A 15,921-nucleotide genomic window follows, 5' to 3' on the forward strand; every position below is an offset into this window, starting at 1 on the left:
TCAGCCTCCCAGGTAGGCGCGGCGGATCTCGTCCATGCCCTTGAGTTCGGCCGAGGTGCCGGTCAGCGCGTTGCGACCGGTCTCGAGTACGGTGGCGGTGTCGACGAGCGTGAAGGCGAGGTTGGCGTTCTGCTCGACGATCAGCATCGCGATGCCCGACTCCCGGCGCAGACGGCCGATCGCCTGGTAGACGGACTGGGCGGTGCTCGGAGCGAGTCCCAAGGACGCCTCGTCCAGCAGCATCAGCCGGGGCCGCGCCATGATCGCCCGTCCGACCGCGAGCATCTGCTGCTCGCCCCCGGAGAGCGCCGCGGCACTCGAGGTGATGCGGTCCTGCAGCTGCGGGAAGAGGTCGAGACAGTAGTCGATGTCGGTCGCGATCGCCTTGCGGTCCTTGCGCAGGTAGGCCCCGACGCGGAGGTTCTCGCGCACGGTGAGCTGGGTCAGGGTCCCCCGGCCCTCGGGAACGTGGGCGATCCCGAGCGCGGCGACGCGGTCGGGACCCAGTCCGCGGATGTCGCGTCCGTCGAAGCGCACGGTTCCCCCCGCGCGCACGGTGCCGCTGATCGCGCGCAGGGTCGTCGTCTTGCCGGCGCCGTTGGCGCCCAGGATGCCGACGGCCCCGCCGTCGGGGACCTCGAGTGAGACGCTCTCCAGCACCTGGACCGGACCGTAGAACGCGGTGACGTCGACCAGTTCAAGCAGCGTCATCGGTCGCGTCCTTCCCGATGTAGGCCTCGATCACGCGCGGGTCGGCCTGGGCCTGGGCGGCGGTCCCCTCCATGAGGGTGCGACCGTGGTCGAGCACGAGCACGCGGTCGGTGAGGGCGGCGATCAGCCCCATGTGGTGCTCCACGATGATGACCGTGATGTCGTCTTCGACGCGCAGGCGCTTGATCGTGACGATGAAGCTCTCGACCTCGCCGTGCGAGAGCCCGGCGGCGGGCTCGTCGAGCAGCAGCAGCGACGGCTTCAGCAGCAGTGCCCGGCACAGCTCGATGCCTTTGTGCAGCCCGTGGCTGAGCTCGTCGGCCGGCAGGTCGGCGGCCCACGCGAGGTTCGTGCGCTCGAGGAGCGTCATCGCCTCGGCGCGCAGTTCGCGCTCGGACCTCGTCGTGCGGGGCAGCCGCACCGACCAGGCGAGCGGACCGCCGGGCAGACGCGTGTGGGCTCCGAGCAGGACGTTCTCGAGCACGGTGGCCTTCAGCTGCAGCGCGGGATGCTGGAACGTGCGCGCCAGCCCGTGGTGTGCGAGCTTGGCGGGGGCCAGTCCCATCACCTCGGTGTCGTCGATCGTGATCGATCCACTCGTCGGCTTGTAGTGACCACTGATGCAGTTGAACAGCGACGTCTTGCCGGCGCCGTTGGGGCCGACGAGCCCGAAGACCTCGCCGGGCTCGACCTGGAACGACACCTCTTGCAGCACTTTGATCCCCCCGAAGCGGAGGTTCACATCGTGCAGTGTCAGGCGGGCGGCCATGCCTCACCTCTCCTCATGGCGTCATTGCGGGGGGCGACGGTGCGGGACGGCGGACAGGTCCACGTCCGCTTCTGCACGACGCTAGAGATCGCAGACGAGATTGTCAACGATTTTGCACCGAGTTCTGGCAATGGTTCCCTCTTCGTGATCTGACGGCTTTGTCGGATGCCTCGACCGTAGACGCCCGTCATCGGCCGGGTGCCGGGACTTCTGTTCAACGGAAGTCGCCACGCTTAGGATCGGGAGCGACGGGCCGATCCCGTCGCAGATGACGACGAGGTCAGCGGGAGGAACACTCATGGCACGGGCATCCGACGGGCAGACCGTGCTGAGCAAGCACCTCCGAGTGCTCGGCGCATTCGAAGCCGCCGTCCCCTTCCTGACGCTGACCGAGATCGCCGATCGCGCCGACCTGGCGCCGTCCAGCGCCCACCGGATCGTGGGCGAACTCGAGCACGAGGGACTGCTGGAGCGCCTGCCCGATCGCACGTACCGGCTCGGCGTGCGCCTGTGGGAGCTCGCGTGCCGCACTCCCGGCGCGCTCGGGCTGCGGGAACTCGCCCGCCCCTTCCTGCAGGCCGTGCACGCGCGCGTGCGGCAGCACGCCCAGCTGGGGGTGCTCAGCGGTACCGGGGTGCTCTTCCTCGATCGACTCTCTGCGCGCGACGCCGTCGTGAACGCGACGCTCATCGGCGGACGCATCCCCCTGCACGCCTCCTCGAGCGGACTCGTGCTGCTCGCGCATGCCGGCCCGGAGGTGCTGGCCGCGATCCTGGCCGAACCGCGCGAGCGCTACACGTCTCACACCCTGACCACCGAACGCGATCTGCTCGCCGCGTTGCGGACCGTGCGCGCGCGCGGGTGGGCTGTCTGCGACGGCCACATCCACGAGGAGTCCCGCGGCATCGCCGTGCCGATTCGCGGCGCTCATCACGATGTCATCGCCGCGCTCAGCGTCGTGGTGGCCAACGACGGGACCGACCCGCTCCCCCACATCGAGCTCCTCACGCGTGCCGCGCGTGACGTCGGCGCCGCGATGCGCGCTGCCTATCTTCCCGAGGGACACCCCGAGGCGCTTCCCGGCGGCCGCTTCCGGCCACTGGTCACATCGTCGACGCGCTCGATGGAGTACTTCGAGTCGCGGGGTGGCGCCGCCTGACGCGGGGCGCCCGCCTGCGCATCAGATGCGCGCGCGATCCCAGGTGTCGCCCGAGTAGCTCAGGACGAAATAGCCGATGAGCGAGAACAGCCACAGGAGGAACACCGAGAACAGCGCCCCGTGGCCGAAGGCCCGCCCGAGTCGCAGCGCCACCACGATCGCGAACACGATGTTGACGATCGGGACCAGGTAGAGCAGCGCCCACCACGCGGACAGGCCCGCGGCGCGGACGATGAAGAACGCCGCGACGATGGGGATGAGTGCCGTCCATCCGGGCTGCCCGGCCTTCTTCAGGAAGGGCCACACGGCGGCGACGAACAGGATGTAGCCGATGACCCCACCCACCGTCCCGCCGACGGAGGCGCCGGTGTTGTCGGTGGACTGGACATCGGCGAGGAGCGGCAGGATGTGCGAGAGGCTGTGCATGCCGCGAGTCTAGGGGCAGGCCGAACCGATCCAGGAGCATCTCCCGGCGTAACGCGGAGACTCCGGCGCAGAGCGCTCAAGTAGGGTGATCCGCATGTCCGTGAACCCCCCTTTCCGCGCCGATATCGTCGGCAGCTTCCTCCGTCCTGCCGCGGTCAAAACCGCACGCGCACGTCACGCGGCCGGTGAGATCGACGACGCGGAGCTGCGATCCGTCGAGGACGACGCGATCACCGCACTCGTCGCGCGTGAGGCGCAGTCGGGCCTCAAGGTCGCGACCGACGGCGAGTTCCGCCGCTCCTGGTGGCACTTCGATTTCTTCGGCACGCTGGACGGCGTCGATGTCGTGGAGCTCGACCACGGCATCCAGTTCCAGGGCGTCCAGACGCGCCCGCTCGGGCTCAAGATCGGGGGTCCCGTCGGCTTCTCCGCCGACAATCCGATGCTCGAGCACTTCCGCTTCCTGACATCGGTCGCCGAAGCCGCCGGGGTCACCCCGAAGGTCAGCATCCCGGCCCCCACCGTGCTCGACTTCCGGCTCGAGGCCGACGCTCTCGAGGGCTCACCGTATGCCGACCGCGACGACATCTTCGACGACCTGGCGGCGACCTACCGCGGCGCCGTGCAGGCCTTCTACGACGAGGGATGCCGCTACCTCCAGTTCGACGACACGGCCTGGGCGTACCTCTGCTCCGAGACGGAACTCGCGAAGGCCGCCGAGCGCGGCATCGATCCCGATCACCTGGCCGAGCGTTACGCGCGGCTGATCAACGCGTCGCTGCGGGACAAGCCCGACGACATGGTGATCACCACGCACGTGTGTCGCGGCAACTTCCGCTCCACGTGGATCTCGTCCGGCGGCTACGAGCCGGTCGCCGAACAGCTGCTCGGCGAGACCACGTTCGACGGGTACTTCCTCGAGTACGACAGCGAGCGCGCGGGTGGCTTCGAGCCCCTGCGGTTCCTGCCGAAGGGCGCCAAGGTGGTCGAACTCGGCCTGGTGACCACGAAGTCCGGCGAGCTGGAAAGCCCCGACGACCTCAAGCGCCGCATCGACGAAGCAGCCTCGATCGCCCCGCTCGACCAGCTGGCGCTGAGCCCGCAGTGCGGTTTCGCGTCCACCGAGGAGGGCAACGTGCTCTCCGAGGACGAGCAGTGGGCGAAGATCGAGGCGACCGTGGCGCTGGCGGCCGAGGTCTGGGCGGACGCCTGACCTTCAGGGCGCGATCCGTCAGGCCGAACGCGGGTCGGATGCCGCGGCGTCCGACCGCTCTTCCTCCGCGGCGATGCGGCGCAGCCATTCGATCGTCCCGTCCGTCATGGCGTGGGTCGCATCGAGGCTCTGCAGGTAGGCGCGCACGTCGCGCATCTCGTCCTCTCGTCGCACCGCGTGCAGCCGCGTGCCCTCGATCATCCGCTCGACGAGCTCACGTCCCGAAGGGCCGAGCTCAGAGGCCATCTGGTCGATCACCCAGTCGCGCGCACCCACGACCTCGGCCGCCACCGCGCTTTCGAACACGACGGCGGCCAGGCCCTTCATGAAGACGCTGCGCAGCAGTTTGAGTCCGGCGGCGGTGCCGGGCTCGGGTCCGGCATCCTCCGCGGGCAGGCCGAGCCCGCGCAGGGTCGGCAGCAGCGCTCCCGCTCCCGGCCCGCTCAGCAACAGCGCCGTGCCGATGCGCGCGCGGGGCACCGGAGCGAGGATCGCGATATCGACGAACGCGACACCCCGAGCGGATGCTGCATCCGCGAGCGCCCGCTTCGTGTCGGGGTGGCTCGTGTTCATGTCGGCGTAGATCGCCTCGGGGCTCATCGCGGGCAGCGCCTCGGCGAGGGCACCACGCGACGAGGTTCCGCCGACGAGACTGAGCACGATGTCTGCGGCCTGCACCGCGGTGGCGATGTCCGCGGCGCGCGTGACTCCCACCGGTGTGGCCACCGCTCGCGGATCCACCCCGGCGACGGATGCCCCGCGGGCGGCGAGATCGGCCGAATAGATGCTGCCGGCCTCACCGAGGCCGAGCACGGCGACGCGCATGCGAACTCCTTCGTCCGCGGCATCCGCCCCGGTATCGTCGACAATAGTGGCTCGAATCTCGACGGAATCGGTCGGACGGGCCCGAGGAGCGCCATGTCCGAGTCCGCCACCGCCGAGTACACGGCGACCGCCGCCGAAGAGAGGACGGCCGATCTGATCCGCGCGGCGATCGTGCGCGGCGAGTACGTGCCGAATCAGCGGCTCATCGAGGCCGACCTCAGCGCGACGTTCACTGCGAGTCGCGCGACGGTGCGCACCGCCCTCCTCGAGCTCACCGGAGAGGGACTCGTCGAGCGCCTGCCGAACAAGGGATCGAGGGTGCGCGCCATCTCGCTCGACGAGGCGATCGAGATCCTCGAGGTGCGCATGGGGGTCGAGGGCCTGTGCGCGGCCAAGGCCGCCGGCGCGGTCACCGACGAGCAGGTGCGGGAGCTCATCGAGCTGCGCGCCGCCATGACGGCAGCCGTCGCAGACGGCGATCTCCCCGAGTACTCGCGCCTCAACCAGCTGCTCGATCAGCGCACGCGCGAATGGAGCGGGCACGCCACCGCCGCCGAGGTCCTCGCGCGACTCCACGCGCAGAGCGTCCGGCACCAGTTCAAGCTGTCGGGGCGCCCCGCCCGGGCGAAGATCTCCGTGCTCGAGCACGCGGCGATCATCGATGCGATCGTGGCGCGGGATCCGGATGCCGCTGAGCACGCCGTCCGGGTGCACTTGCGGAGCGTCATCGAGGCGCTGCGCGAACTGCCCTGAACGGCGCCCGCTCCCCTCAGCTCTTGCGGTAGTTCTCCCGGGCGAACGCGGAGTACGGGGCCGGCTGAACGGTCGCACGGACGCGCACCTGGCGGTGCGGCTCGACGGCGGGCTTCCGAGAGTTCGGCTCCTCGCCCCACACGACCTCGACCTCGGTGCCGGGCTCGGCGTGGGCGGTGTCGATGCTCGCGAGGGAAACGAAGGCATGCTCGTTCGTGATGTACCCCGCGTCGTGCGAGATGCCGACGTCAACGCCGTCGAGAAGGACGCGGTCCACCTGGTAGAGCCCGTAGCGCGCCTTCGGCAGATCGATGTACTTGGCAGGGGTGCCGGGCTCGAAGAGGGTGCGCATGGTGGCTGCGACGTCGTCCTCGTTCCAGACGAGCGTGACCTTCGTCCGCAACGGGGTCGCGGCATGACGCTCGAGCGCCGCGCGCCCGATGAAGTCGTGGTCGAATGCCACGCTCCGGCCGTACCCGAGGTCGTACGGGGTGACGTAGTAGTCCTCGATGTCGTCGGACGCGAGCGAGCCGGCGAGCGACCCGGCGCGCGCGGCCGGCAGCCATTCCCGATACGCCGCGGTGCCCTCGCCGGTGAAGATCGCCGGGAGCGGCGACGGCACCCATGCCGATTCGAGGTTCGCCGAGGAATACGCCTTCGACCCCACGAGCACGAGGTCGAACTCCGCGCCGGCGTCGAGGATCGCCTCGCGGACGCGCTCCCCCTCCGCCCACGGTCCGAAGAGCTCGAACCCGGGCTGGCCGGCCATCCCGTGTCGGAGGGAACGCACCATGAGGCCGGCGATCGTGAACGTCGCCATGTGGAAGAACTTCGTCGGCGGCACGGGCTCGCCGGTGAGCTTCTCCATCAGGGCGAGTGCCTGCGGTCCCTGCAGTTCATAGCGGAACAGCGCGGGATCACCCGCGCGCACGAGCGAGTTGCCGTCACGTTCGGCCCGCGCGTCGTAGTCACCGGTCTCGAGGTGGTACTGCACCCAGTCGATCACCATGGGGTGGCCCACGAGATCGAAGGACTCGTCGGCGAGGTAGAAGAGGATCGCGTCGCCGATCAGGTATCCCTCGTGGTTCACGGCGATGAACTGCTTCGCATTGTCGACGCGGAAGTTCGCGAAGCTGTTGACGCCCACGTCGCTCAGCAGCCGGAGGGCGTCGGGGCCGGTCAGGAACAGATCGGTCATGTGGTGGGACTGGTCGAGCAGCGCCACGGAGGTGCGCCACGCCTGCTGCTCGGAGCGCCAGTTGCTGAACTCCGGCGTCACGGGGAAGACGGTCGGGCGTGCTTGCGCATTCCGCAGCAGCGACACGGCGCTTCCTGCGCGGGTGATCGCCTCGGCGAGCGACTCGGTCATGTGAACTCCTTCGTTCCGGTGAGAGCAATGCTAGTTACCAGGGGATACCGCGGGTACGCTCGCCGATAAGCATTGCTAATGAGAGCGAAAGGATGCCGCATCCGGCGCTCGTGGACCTCAACCTCATCCGCGTCTTCGTCGCGGTCTTCGAAGCACGGAGCCTGACGGTCGCGGCGGACCGCCTGCACGTCACCCAGCCCGCGGTCAGCCAGGCACTGGGGCGCCTGCGCCGCGACCTGGACGACCCGCTCTTCGCGCGTGAGGGCCGGACGATGCAGCCCACGGCTCTCGCGACCTCGGTCTACCCGGGCTTCCGCGACGCGATGACGGGCATCGACCGCACGGTCGATGCGATCACGGGGTTCGACCCCGGGACGACCCGGCGCAGATTCCGACTCGCCCTCTCCGAGCTGGGCGAGATCGGGTACCTCCCGTCGATCCTTCGGGCCGTGCGCCGCGCCGCCCCGCACGTCGGCATCGACGCGGTGCCCCTCGACGTGCAGGCACTCCCCGATTGGCTCGCGCGCGGCGACGTCGACCTGGCGATCACCTCGTCGCCGGTGCCCGGTGGCTTCGAGCCGACGGTGCTCAAGTCGCAGGGATACGCCGTCCTGATGGCGGCGGCGCATCCCCTCGCCGCATCTGCGCTCACGCTCGAGGACTATGTCGCCGCCGACCACGTGGTGGTCGCCGGGGACTCCGGGCTCCCGCACCTGCGCGCGACGCTGCGCCGCGAGGGCGCCGCCGTGCACACGGAGGTGACGCTCACCCATTTCGCGTCGCTGCCCGGCCTGCTCGCGGCCAGCCCCGACCTCATCGCCACGGCACCCGACACGATCGCGGACGGCTGGGCCGAGGCGTGGCCGCTCGTGGTGCGCCCGCTGCCGCTCGCCATGCCGACGGTCGAGGTGTGCCTGTACCGTCGCACGACCACGTCGCAGCTGGCGGGCCTCGACTGGCTGCACGACATGGTGACCCGCACCGTGCGCGGTACGCACGGCGAGTTCTTCTCGATCCACGGTCGGGTGCGGTCGTAGCCCTGTTTCCGTTGAACGGAAAGCGCGACCACACCGCGACGGCGGCCGCAATAGCGTTCCAGAAGACGGCACGGTCGCCGTCACGGCGAGGAGGCCGATGTGAGCACCGAGGTCGTCGGGGAGGCCCGTCGAAACGTGGCGCACGGGGCGGCGCTGGTCGTCCGTCGGCGCCGCGAGGCCGCCGAGGACGTCATCGAGCTGACGCTCGCACGCCCCGACGGCGGACGCCTGCCCGACTGGGCGCCGGGTGCTCACCTCGACGTGGTGCTGCCCGACGGCACGACCCGCCAGTACAGCCTCCTCGGCGATCGCTGGGATGCTCACACGTTCACGATCGCGGTACTCCGAGAGCGCGCGGGCCGCGGCGGCTCGGAGCTGATCCACACCCGCCTCGACGTCGGTGACATCGTCGGCTTCGGCGGACCGCGCAACAACTTCCGTCTGGGACCGGCCGGGGACTACTTCTTCCTCGCCGGCGGCATCGGCATCACGCCGATCCTGCCCATGATCCAGCAGGCGGAGCTTCTCGGGACACCGTGGCGGTTGCTCTACCTCGGCCGCTCACGGGCGCGGATGGCCTACCTGGAGCAACTCGGGCGCTACGGCGACCGCGTGACGGTGCGGGCGGCGGACGAGGGCGCCCGTGTGCGACTCGACGACTGGATGCCGGAAGCCCAGGGCTTGACGCGCGTGTTCGCCTGCGGGCCCGAACGGCTCCTCGACGCGGTCGACGCGTGGACTCCGGTGCTCGGCCGCCCACGCGTGCGTCTCGAGCGCTTCACCGCGCGGGCCGATGACGGGCGCCCGCGGGCCGCGTTCGAGGTGGAGGTCGCGAGCTCGGGTGCCGTCGTCACCGTCGCAGCCCACGAGAGCATCGTCGACGCGCTCCGGCGGGTCGACGTCTCGATCCTCACGTCGTGCGCGCAGGGGGTCTGCGGCACGTGCGAGACCACCGTGCTGCGCGGCGTCCCCGACCACCGCGATTCCCTGCTCGACGAAGACGAGCGCGCCACCTCGGCGTGCCTGTTCCCCTGCATCTCGCGGGCCGCCTCGTCACGGCTCGTCCTCGACCTGTGAACCGACCTGCGACCTCGATCCTCGAACCGGAGAAGAAATGACCCTCATCGACACGGCGACCACGGACGCGGCATCCATCGACCCGTTCGACCCGGAGTTCCTGCAGAACCCGCTCCCCTACCAGGCGATCCTGCGGGATGCGGCGGCCGTGGTCCGGCTCGAGAAGTACGGCGTCTACGCCATGGCCCGCTACGACGAAGTGCACGCGGCCCTCGTGAATTGGCAGGAGTTCCAGTCCGCGGCGGGCGTGGGTCTCTCGAACTTCCGCACCGAGACGCCGTGGCGTCCGCCGTCGGTCCTGCTGGAGGCCGACCCGCCCCGCCACGATGCGCCGCGCGCGGTGGTCGAGGCGCTCATCTCGGCCCGACGGCTGCGCGGGCTGGAAGCGCAGTGGCGCGCCGACGCGGCCGAGGTGGTCGACGCGCTGATCGCCCGTGGCGACGAGTTCGACGCCGTCGGCGACCTCGCGGAGGTGTTCCCGTTGCGCGTCTTCCCCGACGCGGTCGGCATCGGCAAGACGGGCCGCGAGCATCTGCTGCCCTACGGCGATTTCGCTTTCAACGCCTTCGGACCCGCGAACGCCCTGGTGACGGATGCCGCACCCCACATGCCCCGCACCACCGAGTGGATCGCCCGGCAGTGCCGGCGCGAGAATCTGACGCCAGACGGTTTCGGCGCGCAGATCTGGGCGGCGGCCGACCGGGGGGAGATCACACACGAGCACGCGCCGATGATCGTGCGCTCGCTGCTCACCGCCGGTGTCGACACGACCGTCACCGGGATCGCGGCCGTCGTGCACGCCCTCGCCCACAACCCGGGCTCGGTGGAGCGACTGCGGCGCGACCGCCACCTCGTGCGCGTCGCGTTCGAGGAGGCCGTGCGGATGGAGTCCCCCGTGCAGACCTTCTTCCGCACCGCGACCCGCGACCTGCGCGTCGGCGACGTCGACATCGCCGACGGGGAGAAGATCATGATGTTCCTCGGGTCGGCCAACCGCGACCCCCGGCGCTGGTCCGATCCCGATCGATTCGATCTCGACCGCGACCCGTCGGGCCATGTCGCCTTCGGTATGGGCATCCACCAGTGCGTGGGCCAGCACATCGCGCGACTCGAGGCGATCTGCGCCGTCGACGCCCTCCTGGACCGCATCGTCGAGATCGAGCCGGCGGGGCCCGAGCGCCGTCACCTGAACAACACGCTGCGCGGCTGGGAGTCGATGCCCGTGCGCGTGCGCCTCGGCTGACGCCCGCACGCGGAAGGAGAGCGGATGCCGCGGCATCCGCTCTCCTCCTGTCGTGCCGTTCGCGGCCGAAAGCTGGTCAGACCGATGCGGCCGCCGTGCGCCACCCGCCGTGGTACTCGGTGCGGGCCGTGGCGGCGTAGGGCACCGGGCTGACGACGGCACGCACCGCGAGCTGCTCGTGCGGCTGCACCGTGGTCTTGCGCGACCCTCCGTCGGGCTCGCCCCAGACCACGCGCACCTCGGCGCCGATCGGCACTCCGGCATCGACCGTCGCGAGCGACAGGCCACGCTTCTCGTTGGCCGTGACGCCGGTGAACAGCGAGAGGCCGACCGTGTCGCCGTTCGCGTCGATCACGGCGTCGTAGTTCGACGAGCCGTAGTTCGCGTTCGGCAGGTCGAACACCTGGTAGCCCGTCCCGTCGCGATCGATCGGGGTGGTGAGCAGCTTCGCGAGGTCTTCGTCGTTCCACGCCAGCGTCACCTTCTTGCGCTGTGCCGCCGGATCGATCCTCTCGAGCGCGTCGCGGCCGATGAAGTCGTGGTCGAACTTGACGAACGACCCGTATCCGAGCTCCCAGGGGTTGAGGTAGTAGTCCTCGATGTCGTCCGAGACGAATGACCCCGCGAGCGCGTTGATCGCCTCGTAGCTGTCGGCCGGCAGCCACTCGCGGTACGCGCGCTCGTCCTCGCTCGAGTAGATCGCCGGGAGCGGCGACGGGATCCAGCCCGACTCGAGGGTGTTCGAGGAGTAGGCGCGAGAGCCGCACGGCTCGATGCCGAACTCCTGTCCCGCCTCCAGGATGGCGTCGCGGATCTTGCCGTGCTGCTCGTAGGGGCCCCAGAGCTCGAGACCCGGCGCGCCGGCCATGCCGTGACGCAGCGTCCGGACGTGCTCGCCGGCGACGGTCATCTCGCCCATGTGGAAGAAGCGGACCTTCTCGAGTTCTCCGCCGTTGAGCTTCTCGATCACCTGCCAGGCGTTCGGGCCCTGGATCTGGAAGCGGTAGTACTCGCGGCTCACCGCGGCGCCGTAGGGGCGCGAGGGCGACCGGTCGTCGTATCGCGTCTCGACGTCGTACCCGCCGGTCTCGGCGTGGAACTGGAGCCAGTTCGCACCGGGCGCGCGGCCGACGTACACGTAGTCGTCCTCCCCCTCGCGGAAGAGGATGCCGTCGCCGATCACGCCGCCGTTGGAGGCGGTGGGCACGAACTGCTTGGCCGTGTTGAGCGGGAAGTTCGCGAAGCTGTTGATGCCGGTGTCGCTGAGCAGCTTGAGGGCGTCCGGGCCCGACATGAAGAAGTTGACCATGTGGTGGGACTGGTCGAACAGCACCGCGGTCTCGCGCCATGAGATCTGCTCGCGCCGCCAGTTGGTGAACTCCGCGGGGACCACGGGGTAGATGTAGGTGCCCAGCGGCGAGTTGCGCAGGTGCTCGACCGTGTTCCCCGCCTGGTCCAGCACTTCCTGGAGGTTGCGTGCCATGAGTGTCTCCTCGACTTCCTTGTCCGATGATGGGGACGGCCGAGCGCATTTCCCTCTGCACGTAGGTATTCCGTCGCCGAAATTGTAGACACAATCGCGAGCATTCCGCTAGGCCTAGAACGGTTGCGACAAAATTGTCGCCAATATCTTGACCAGCGTCCGCGGATGTGGTTGCGTCGGGGATGGCATCCGCTGCCGCGCCGTGCCGTCACCGCCGCCGGCACCACCGTCCCGCGGAGTCGAGGGAGAGATCCGATGGTCGATGTGGCACCCGCCCTGCTCGTGGTCAGCGCCCACGCCGGCGACTTCGTCTGGCGCGCAGGCGGCGCGATCGCGGCCGCCACCATGCGCGGCGAGCGCGCCACGGTCGTCTGCCTCTCCTACGGCGAACGCGGCGAGTCGGCGAGCCAGTGGCTGCAGGGCAAGTCGCTCGACGAGATCAAGGCCATCCGGCGCGACGAGGCCGAGGCCGCGGCATCCGCCCTCGGGGCAGCGATCGAGTTCCTCGACCTCGGCGACTATCCGCTGATCGAGTCGCCCGACGCGGTCTCCCTGCTGGTCGACGCGTTCCGACGCGCGCAGCCCACGGTCGTGCTGACGCACCCGCTCACCGATCCGTACAACGGCGACCACCCGGTCGCCGCGCGCATGGCGCTGCAGGCCCGCGTGCTGGCGCAGGCGATCGGCGTCGCGAACTCCGACGGCTCGTTCCCCACGACCGACGAGATCATCGGCGCTCCGCCCGTGTTCTTCTTCGAGCCGCACCAGCCGGAACAGAGCGATTTCAAGCCCAATGTGCTGCTCGACATCACCGACGCCTTCCCCCTCAAGCAGAAGGCGATGGAGTGCCTTCCCGCCCAGAAGCACATGTGGGAGTACTACACGTCACTGGCCATTCGCCGCGGCGTGCAGGTCAAGCGCAACGCCGGTCCCAACCTCGGGCTGCCCGTCGACACGAAGGGCGAGGCGTACATGCGCTACTACCCCCAGGTGACGGACGTGCTCGCGTGAGCGACGCCGTCGGCAGGACGGGCTTCGTCGTCACCGACATCGAGCGGGCGGATGCCGCGACCATCGACGCCCTCGGCGTGCACGGTGTCGCGACGGTGCACGAGGCGATGGGCCGCCGCGGCCTTGTCGGCGCATCGGTTCGCCCGATCCAGGAGGGCACCCGCCTGGCGGGTTCGGCCGTGACGGTCCTGGCCTGGCCCGGCGACAACCTCATGATCCACGCCGCCGTCGAGCAGTGCCGGCCGGGAGACATCCTGGTCGTGACGTCTGTCTCCCCCTCGCTCGACGGCTCGTTCGGCGAGCTGTTCGCCACGGCTCTGCACCACCGCGGCGTGCGCGGGCTCGTGACGACCGGCGGCGTGCGCGACGTGGTCGACCTCCGCGCCATGGGCTTCGCGGTGTGGTCGGGCGCGATCAACGCGCAGGGCACGGTCAAGGCCACCGCCGGCAGCGTCAACGTTCCGATCACGGTCGGGGGCACGGTCGTGCGCGCGGGGGACGTGATCGTGGCCGACGACGACGGCGTGCTGTGCGTGCCCCGCGGCGAGGCGGCATCCGTCCTGTCCGCGTCCGATGCGCGTGTCGCGAAGGAAGCGGCATCCCGCGAGGCCTATCGGTCGGGCGAACTCAGCCTCGACCGCAACGACCTCCGCGGGGTGCTCGCCGACCTCGGCGTGCGGTACGTGTCCGAGCGGGACTTCACCGCGCACGACGCCCGCCAGGACTGAGCGGGACGACACCATGGCCGCCACCGGGATCCCGTGCATGCTCATGCGGGGCGGAACCTCGAAGGGGGCGTATTTCGTCGCCTCCGATCTGCCCGCGGAACCGGCCTCGCGCGACGACCTGGTGCTCCGCATCATGGGCAGCCCCGATCCGGCGCAGATCGACGGCCTCGGCGGAGCGCACCCTCTGACCAGCAAGGTCGCGATCGTCTCGCGCTCCGCGGAGTCCGGCATCGACATCGACTACCTGTTCCTGCAGGTGGTGGTGGGCGAAGCCGTCGTCTCGGACGCGCAGACGTGCGGGAACCTCCTCGCCGGGGTCGGGCCGTTCGCTCTCGAACGCGGCCTGGTCGCGGCATCCGGCGACACCGCATCGGTGCGCATCCGCCTCGTGAACACGGGAGACGTCGCGACGGCGACGTTCGCACTCACGGACGGGGAGCCCGAGTACGACGGCGGTGCGGCGATCGACGGGGTGCCGGGCACGGCGGGCGGGATCGAGCTGGAGATGACGTCGGGCGATCGGCCACTGCTTCCGACGGGGCGACTCACCGACGACCTCGACGGCCATCGCGCGACGCTGATCGACAACGGAATGCCGGTCGTGCTGCTGCGCGCGGACGAGTTCGGTGTCGACGGCACCGAGAGCCCCGCCGATCTCGAGGCGCGCTCCGACCTCGCGGCAGCCGTCGAGCGCATCCGACTGCTCGCCGGACCGTTGATGGGTCTCGGGGACGTCGCCGACTCGACGGTCCCGAAAGTGATCCTCCTCTCTCCTCCCCGGGCCGGCGGCGTGGTCGGGACGCGGTCGTTCATCCCCACGCGGGTGCACACGTCGATCGGTGTGCTGATGGCCGCATCCGTGGCTGCGGGGGTGGCGATCGACGGCGCAGTGGGATCGGATCTCGCCGGACGCGCGGAGGGCGAGGTCTTCGGGATCGAGCACCCCGGAGGAAGTTTCCCGGCCCGGGTGCGCGTCGCGGAGACCGACGGCACGTGGCACGCGTCGTCCACCTCGCTCCGGACGGCACGAAAGATCTTCGACGGCGCGGTCTTCCCGCGACCGCGCTTGTGAGAACCCCGCTGTGAACACCCACCCGAAAGCTTTCCTGAGAGGACCGAGATGACTGACTTCACCTCGTTCGACGTCGCCCACATCGGCAGTGTCGAGCTGCTGACCCCCGAGTTCGACAAGAGCCTGTGGTTCTTCCGCGACCTGCTCGCGATGCGGGTGGTGGCCGAGCAGGGCGACTCCGTGTACCTGCGCACGTGGGACGACTACGAGCTGTACACGATCAAGCTCACGGCGTCGGATGCCGCGGGTGTCGGCCGGACGACATTCCGCGCCTCCAGTCAGGACGCCCTGGAGCGCCGGGTGGCCGCGATCGAGGCGACGGGGCTCGGCGATGGCTGGGCGGACGGCGAGGTCGGCACCGGACCGACCTTCACGTTCCGCGACCCGGACGGCCATGCGATGGGGATCTACTACGAGACCGAGCGGTACGTGGCCACCGACGACAAGCCGGCGCTCAAGAACCAGGCATCCGCGTTCCCCGGTCGCGGCGTCAACGCGCGTCGACTCGACCACATCAACTTCCTCGCGAAGGACGTCGTCGCCAACGGCGAGTTCATCGCGCAGGCGCTCGGCGGTCGCGAATCGGAGCGCATCAAGCTCGACGACGTCGACGGCAAGCCCGCCGGCTATGCGGCGTGGTGGTTCCACTTCAACAACAAGTCCTACGACGTCGTCTACTCCGACGACTGGACGCGTCATGGCAACCGCCTGCACCACATCGCGTTCGCCCCCGACACGCGCGAAGACATCCTCAAGGCCGCCGACATCTTCCTGGAGAACGGCATCTACATCGAGTCAGGACCGCACAAGCACGCCATCAACCAGACCTTCTTCCTGTACGTCTGGGAGCCCGGCGGCAATCGCATCGAATTCGCGAACGCCGGCGCCCGGCTGCTGCTCGACCCCGACCAGCCCGTCGTCGAGTGGACGTCGGAAGAACGCAAGAAGGGCCAGGCGTGGGGCATGAAGACGATCGAGAGCTTCCACACGCACGGCACACCGGTGGTCGCACCTCCGGCCGCCTCGGAGCACTGAGCCGAAGCCG

Annotated in this window: 16 protein-coding genes; 10 read left to right on the forward strand and 6 right to left on the reverse strand. The window is 69.9% G+C overall.

From position 1 onward, the window contains the following. Together ACFXOO_RS12355 and ACFXOO_RS12360 are read right to left on the reverse strand one after the other, a co-directional pair. Positions 1 to 711 carry an ABC transporter ATP-binding protein gene (locus tag ACFXOO_RS12355; RefSeq protein WP_378842906.1) on the reverse strand — a complete coding sequence of 237 codons (711 nt, stop codon included), beginning with the start codon at positions 709 to 711 and terminating at the stop codon, positions 1 to 3. Then, positions 698 to 1,480: an ABC transporter ATP-binding protein gene (locus tag ACFXOO_RS12360; protein ID WP_378842904.1), complete on the reverse strand. Its 783-nt coding sequence runs from the start codon at positions 1,478 to 1,480 to the stop codon at positions 698 to 700. The genes ACFXOO_RS12355 and ACFXOO_RS12360 overlap by 14 nt, the downstream gene beginning before the upstream one ends. Positions 1,481 to 1,778: 298 nt before the next feature. On the opposite strand from ACFXOO_RS12360, the gene ACFXOO_RS12365 reads away from it, so the two are divergent. Further along, complete coding sequence (locus ACFXOO_RS12365; protein ID WP_378842902.1) at positions 1,779 to 2,639, forward strand: IclR family transcriptional regulator; 861 nt, start codon at positions 1,779 to 1,781, stop codon at positions 2,637 to 2,639. Between the two features lie 21 nt (positions 2,640 to 2,660). Here ACFXOO_RS12365 and ACFXOO_RS12370 read toward each other — a convergent pair whose 3' ends face one another. Beyond that, positions 2,661 to 3,065, reverse strand: a complete 405-nt coding sequence (locus tag ACFXOO_RS12370) for a DUF5684 domain-containing protein (protein ID WP_378842900.1) — start codon at positions 3,063 to 3,065, stop codon at positions 2,661 to 2,663. 94 nt (positions 3,066 to 3,159) lie between these two features. Between ACFXOO_RS12370 and ACFXOO_RS12375 the strand changes: the two genes are divergently transcribed. Continuing rightward, positions 3,160 to 4,278: a 5-methyltetrahydropteroyltriglutamate--homocysteine S-methyltransferase gene (locus tag ACFXOO_RS12375; RefSeq protein WP_394563750.1), complete on the forward strand. Its 1,119-nt coding sequence runs from the start codon at positions 3,160 to 3,162 to the stop codon at positions 4,276 to 4,278. A gap of 18 nt (positions 4,279 to 4,296) precedes the next feature. Here ACFXOO_RS12375 and ACFXOO_RS12380 read toward each other — a convergent pair whose 3' ends face one another. Then, positions 4,297 to 5,103 (reverse strand): NAD(P)-binding domain-containing protein, encoded by an 807-nt coding sequence (locus ACFXOO_RS12380; RefSeq protein ID WP_378842896.1) that lies wholly within the window; start codon positions 5,101 to 5,103, stop codon positions 4,297 to 4,299. A gap of 93 nt (positions 5,104 to 5,196) precedes the next feature. Between ACFXOO_RS12380 and ACFXOO_RS12385 the strand changes: the two genes are divergently transcribed. Beyond that, positions 5,197 to 5,856 carry a GntR family transcriptional regulator gene (locus ACFXOO_RS12385; protein ID WP_394563751.1) on the forward strand — a complete coding sequence of 220 codons (660 nt, stop codon included), beginning with the start codon at positions 5,197 to 5,199 and terminating at the stop codon, positions 5,854 to 5,856. Positions 5,857 to 5,872: 16 nt separating this feature from the next. Here the strand turns inward: ACFXOO_RS12385 and ACFXOO_RS12390 are convergent, their stop codons facing one another. Continuing rightward, positions 5,873 to 7,225, reverse strand: a complete 1,353-nt coding sequence (locus ACFXOO_RS12390) for an aminomethyl transferase family protein (RefSeq protein ID WP_378842892.1) — start codon at positions 7,223 to 7,225, stop codon at positions 5,873 to 5,875. Between the two features lie 92 nt (positions 7,226 to 7,317). Here ACFXOO_RS12390 and ACFXOO_RS12395 point away from each other — a divergent pair, with 92 nt between their 5' ends. The 3 genes from ACFXOO_RS12395 to ACFXOO_RS12405 all read left to right on the forward strand — a co-directional run bounded on the left by ACFXOO_RS12395 (position 7,318) and on the right by ACFXOO_RS12405 (position 10,582). Further along, entirely contained in the window at positions 7,318 to 8,262 is a 945-nt protein-coding gene (locus ACFXOO_RS12395; RefSeq protein ID WP_378852927.1) for a LysR family transcriptional regulator, read from the forward strand. Between the two features lie 99 nt (positions 8,263 to 8,361). Next, positions 8,362 to 9,339 (forward strand): PDR/VanB family oxidoreductase, encoded by a 978-nt coding sequence (locus tag ACFXOO_RS12400; RefSeq protein WP_378842888.1) that lies wholly within the window; start codon positions 8,362 to 8,364, stop codon positions 9,337 to 9,339. Positions 9,340 to 9,376: 37 nt separating this feature from the next. Then, positions 9,377 to 10,582 (forward strand): cytochrome P450, encoded by a 1,206-nt coding sequence (locus tag ACFXOO_RS12405; RefSeq protein ID WP_378852923.1) that lies wholly within the window; start codon positions 9,377 to 9,379, stop codon positions 10,580 to 10,582. A 76-nt stretch (positions 10,583 to 10,658) separates the two neighbouring features. Here ACFXOO_RS12405 and ACFXOO_RS12410 read toward each other — a convergent pair whose 3' ends face one another. Then, the gene (locus ACFXOO_RS12410; RefSeq protein WP_394563752.1) at positions 10,659 to 12,065 is read right to left on the reverse strand and encodes an aminomethyl transferase family protein; all 1,407 of its coding nucleotides are present in this window, start codon (positions 12,063 to 12,065) and stop codon (positions 10,659 to 10,661) included. A 255-nt stretch (positions 12,066 to 12,320) separates the two neighbouring features. On the opposite strand from ACFXOO_RS12410, the gene ACFXOO_RS12415 reads away from it, so the two are divergent. Genes ACFXOO_RS12415 through ACFXOO_RS12430 form a run of 4 tightly spaced genes read left to right on the forward strand, consistent with a single transcriptional unit; the run spans position 12,321 to position 15,911 of the window. Beyond that, a complete protein-coding gene (locus ACFXOO_RS12415) occupies positions 12,321 to 13,076 on the forward strand; it encodes a PIG-L deacetylase family protein (protein ID WP_394563753.1) in 756 nt (251 codons plus the stop codon). Then, positions 13,073 to 13,804: a 4-carboxy-4-hydroxy-2-oxoadipate aldolase/oxaloacetate decarboxylase gene (locus tag ACFXOO_RS12420; protein WP_394563754.1), complete on the forward strand. Its 732-nt coding sequence runs from the start codon at positions 13,073 to 13,075 to the stop codon at positions 13,802 to 13,804. Before ACFXOO_RS12415 ends, ACFXOO_RS12420 begins: the two co-directional genes overlap by 4 nt. A gap of 13 nt (positions 13,805 to 13,817) precedes the next feature. Then, positions 13,818 to 14,876, forward strand: coding sequence for a PrpF domain-containing protein (locus tag ACFXOO_RS12425; protein WP_394563755.1), 1,059 nt, complete (start codon positions 13,818 to 13,820; stop codon positions 14,874 to 14,876). 48 nt (positions 14,877 to 14,924) lie between these two features. Further along, entirely contained in the window at positions 14,925 to 15,911 is a 987-nt protein-coding gene (locus ACFXOO_RS12430; protein WP_378842876.1) for a VOC family protein, read from the forward strand. Positions 15,912 to 15,921 lie beyond the last annotated feature (10 nt).

Origin of the sequence: Microbacterium sp. P03, assembly GCF_043556235.1 — a bacterium.
Classification (GTDB): Bacteria; Actinomycetota; Actinomycetes; order Actinomycetales; family Microbacteriaceae; genus Microbacterium.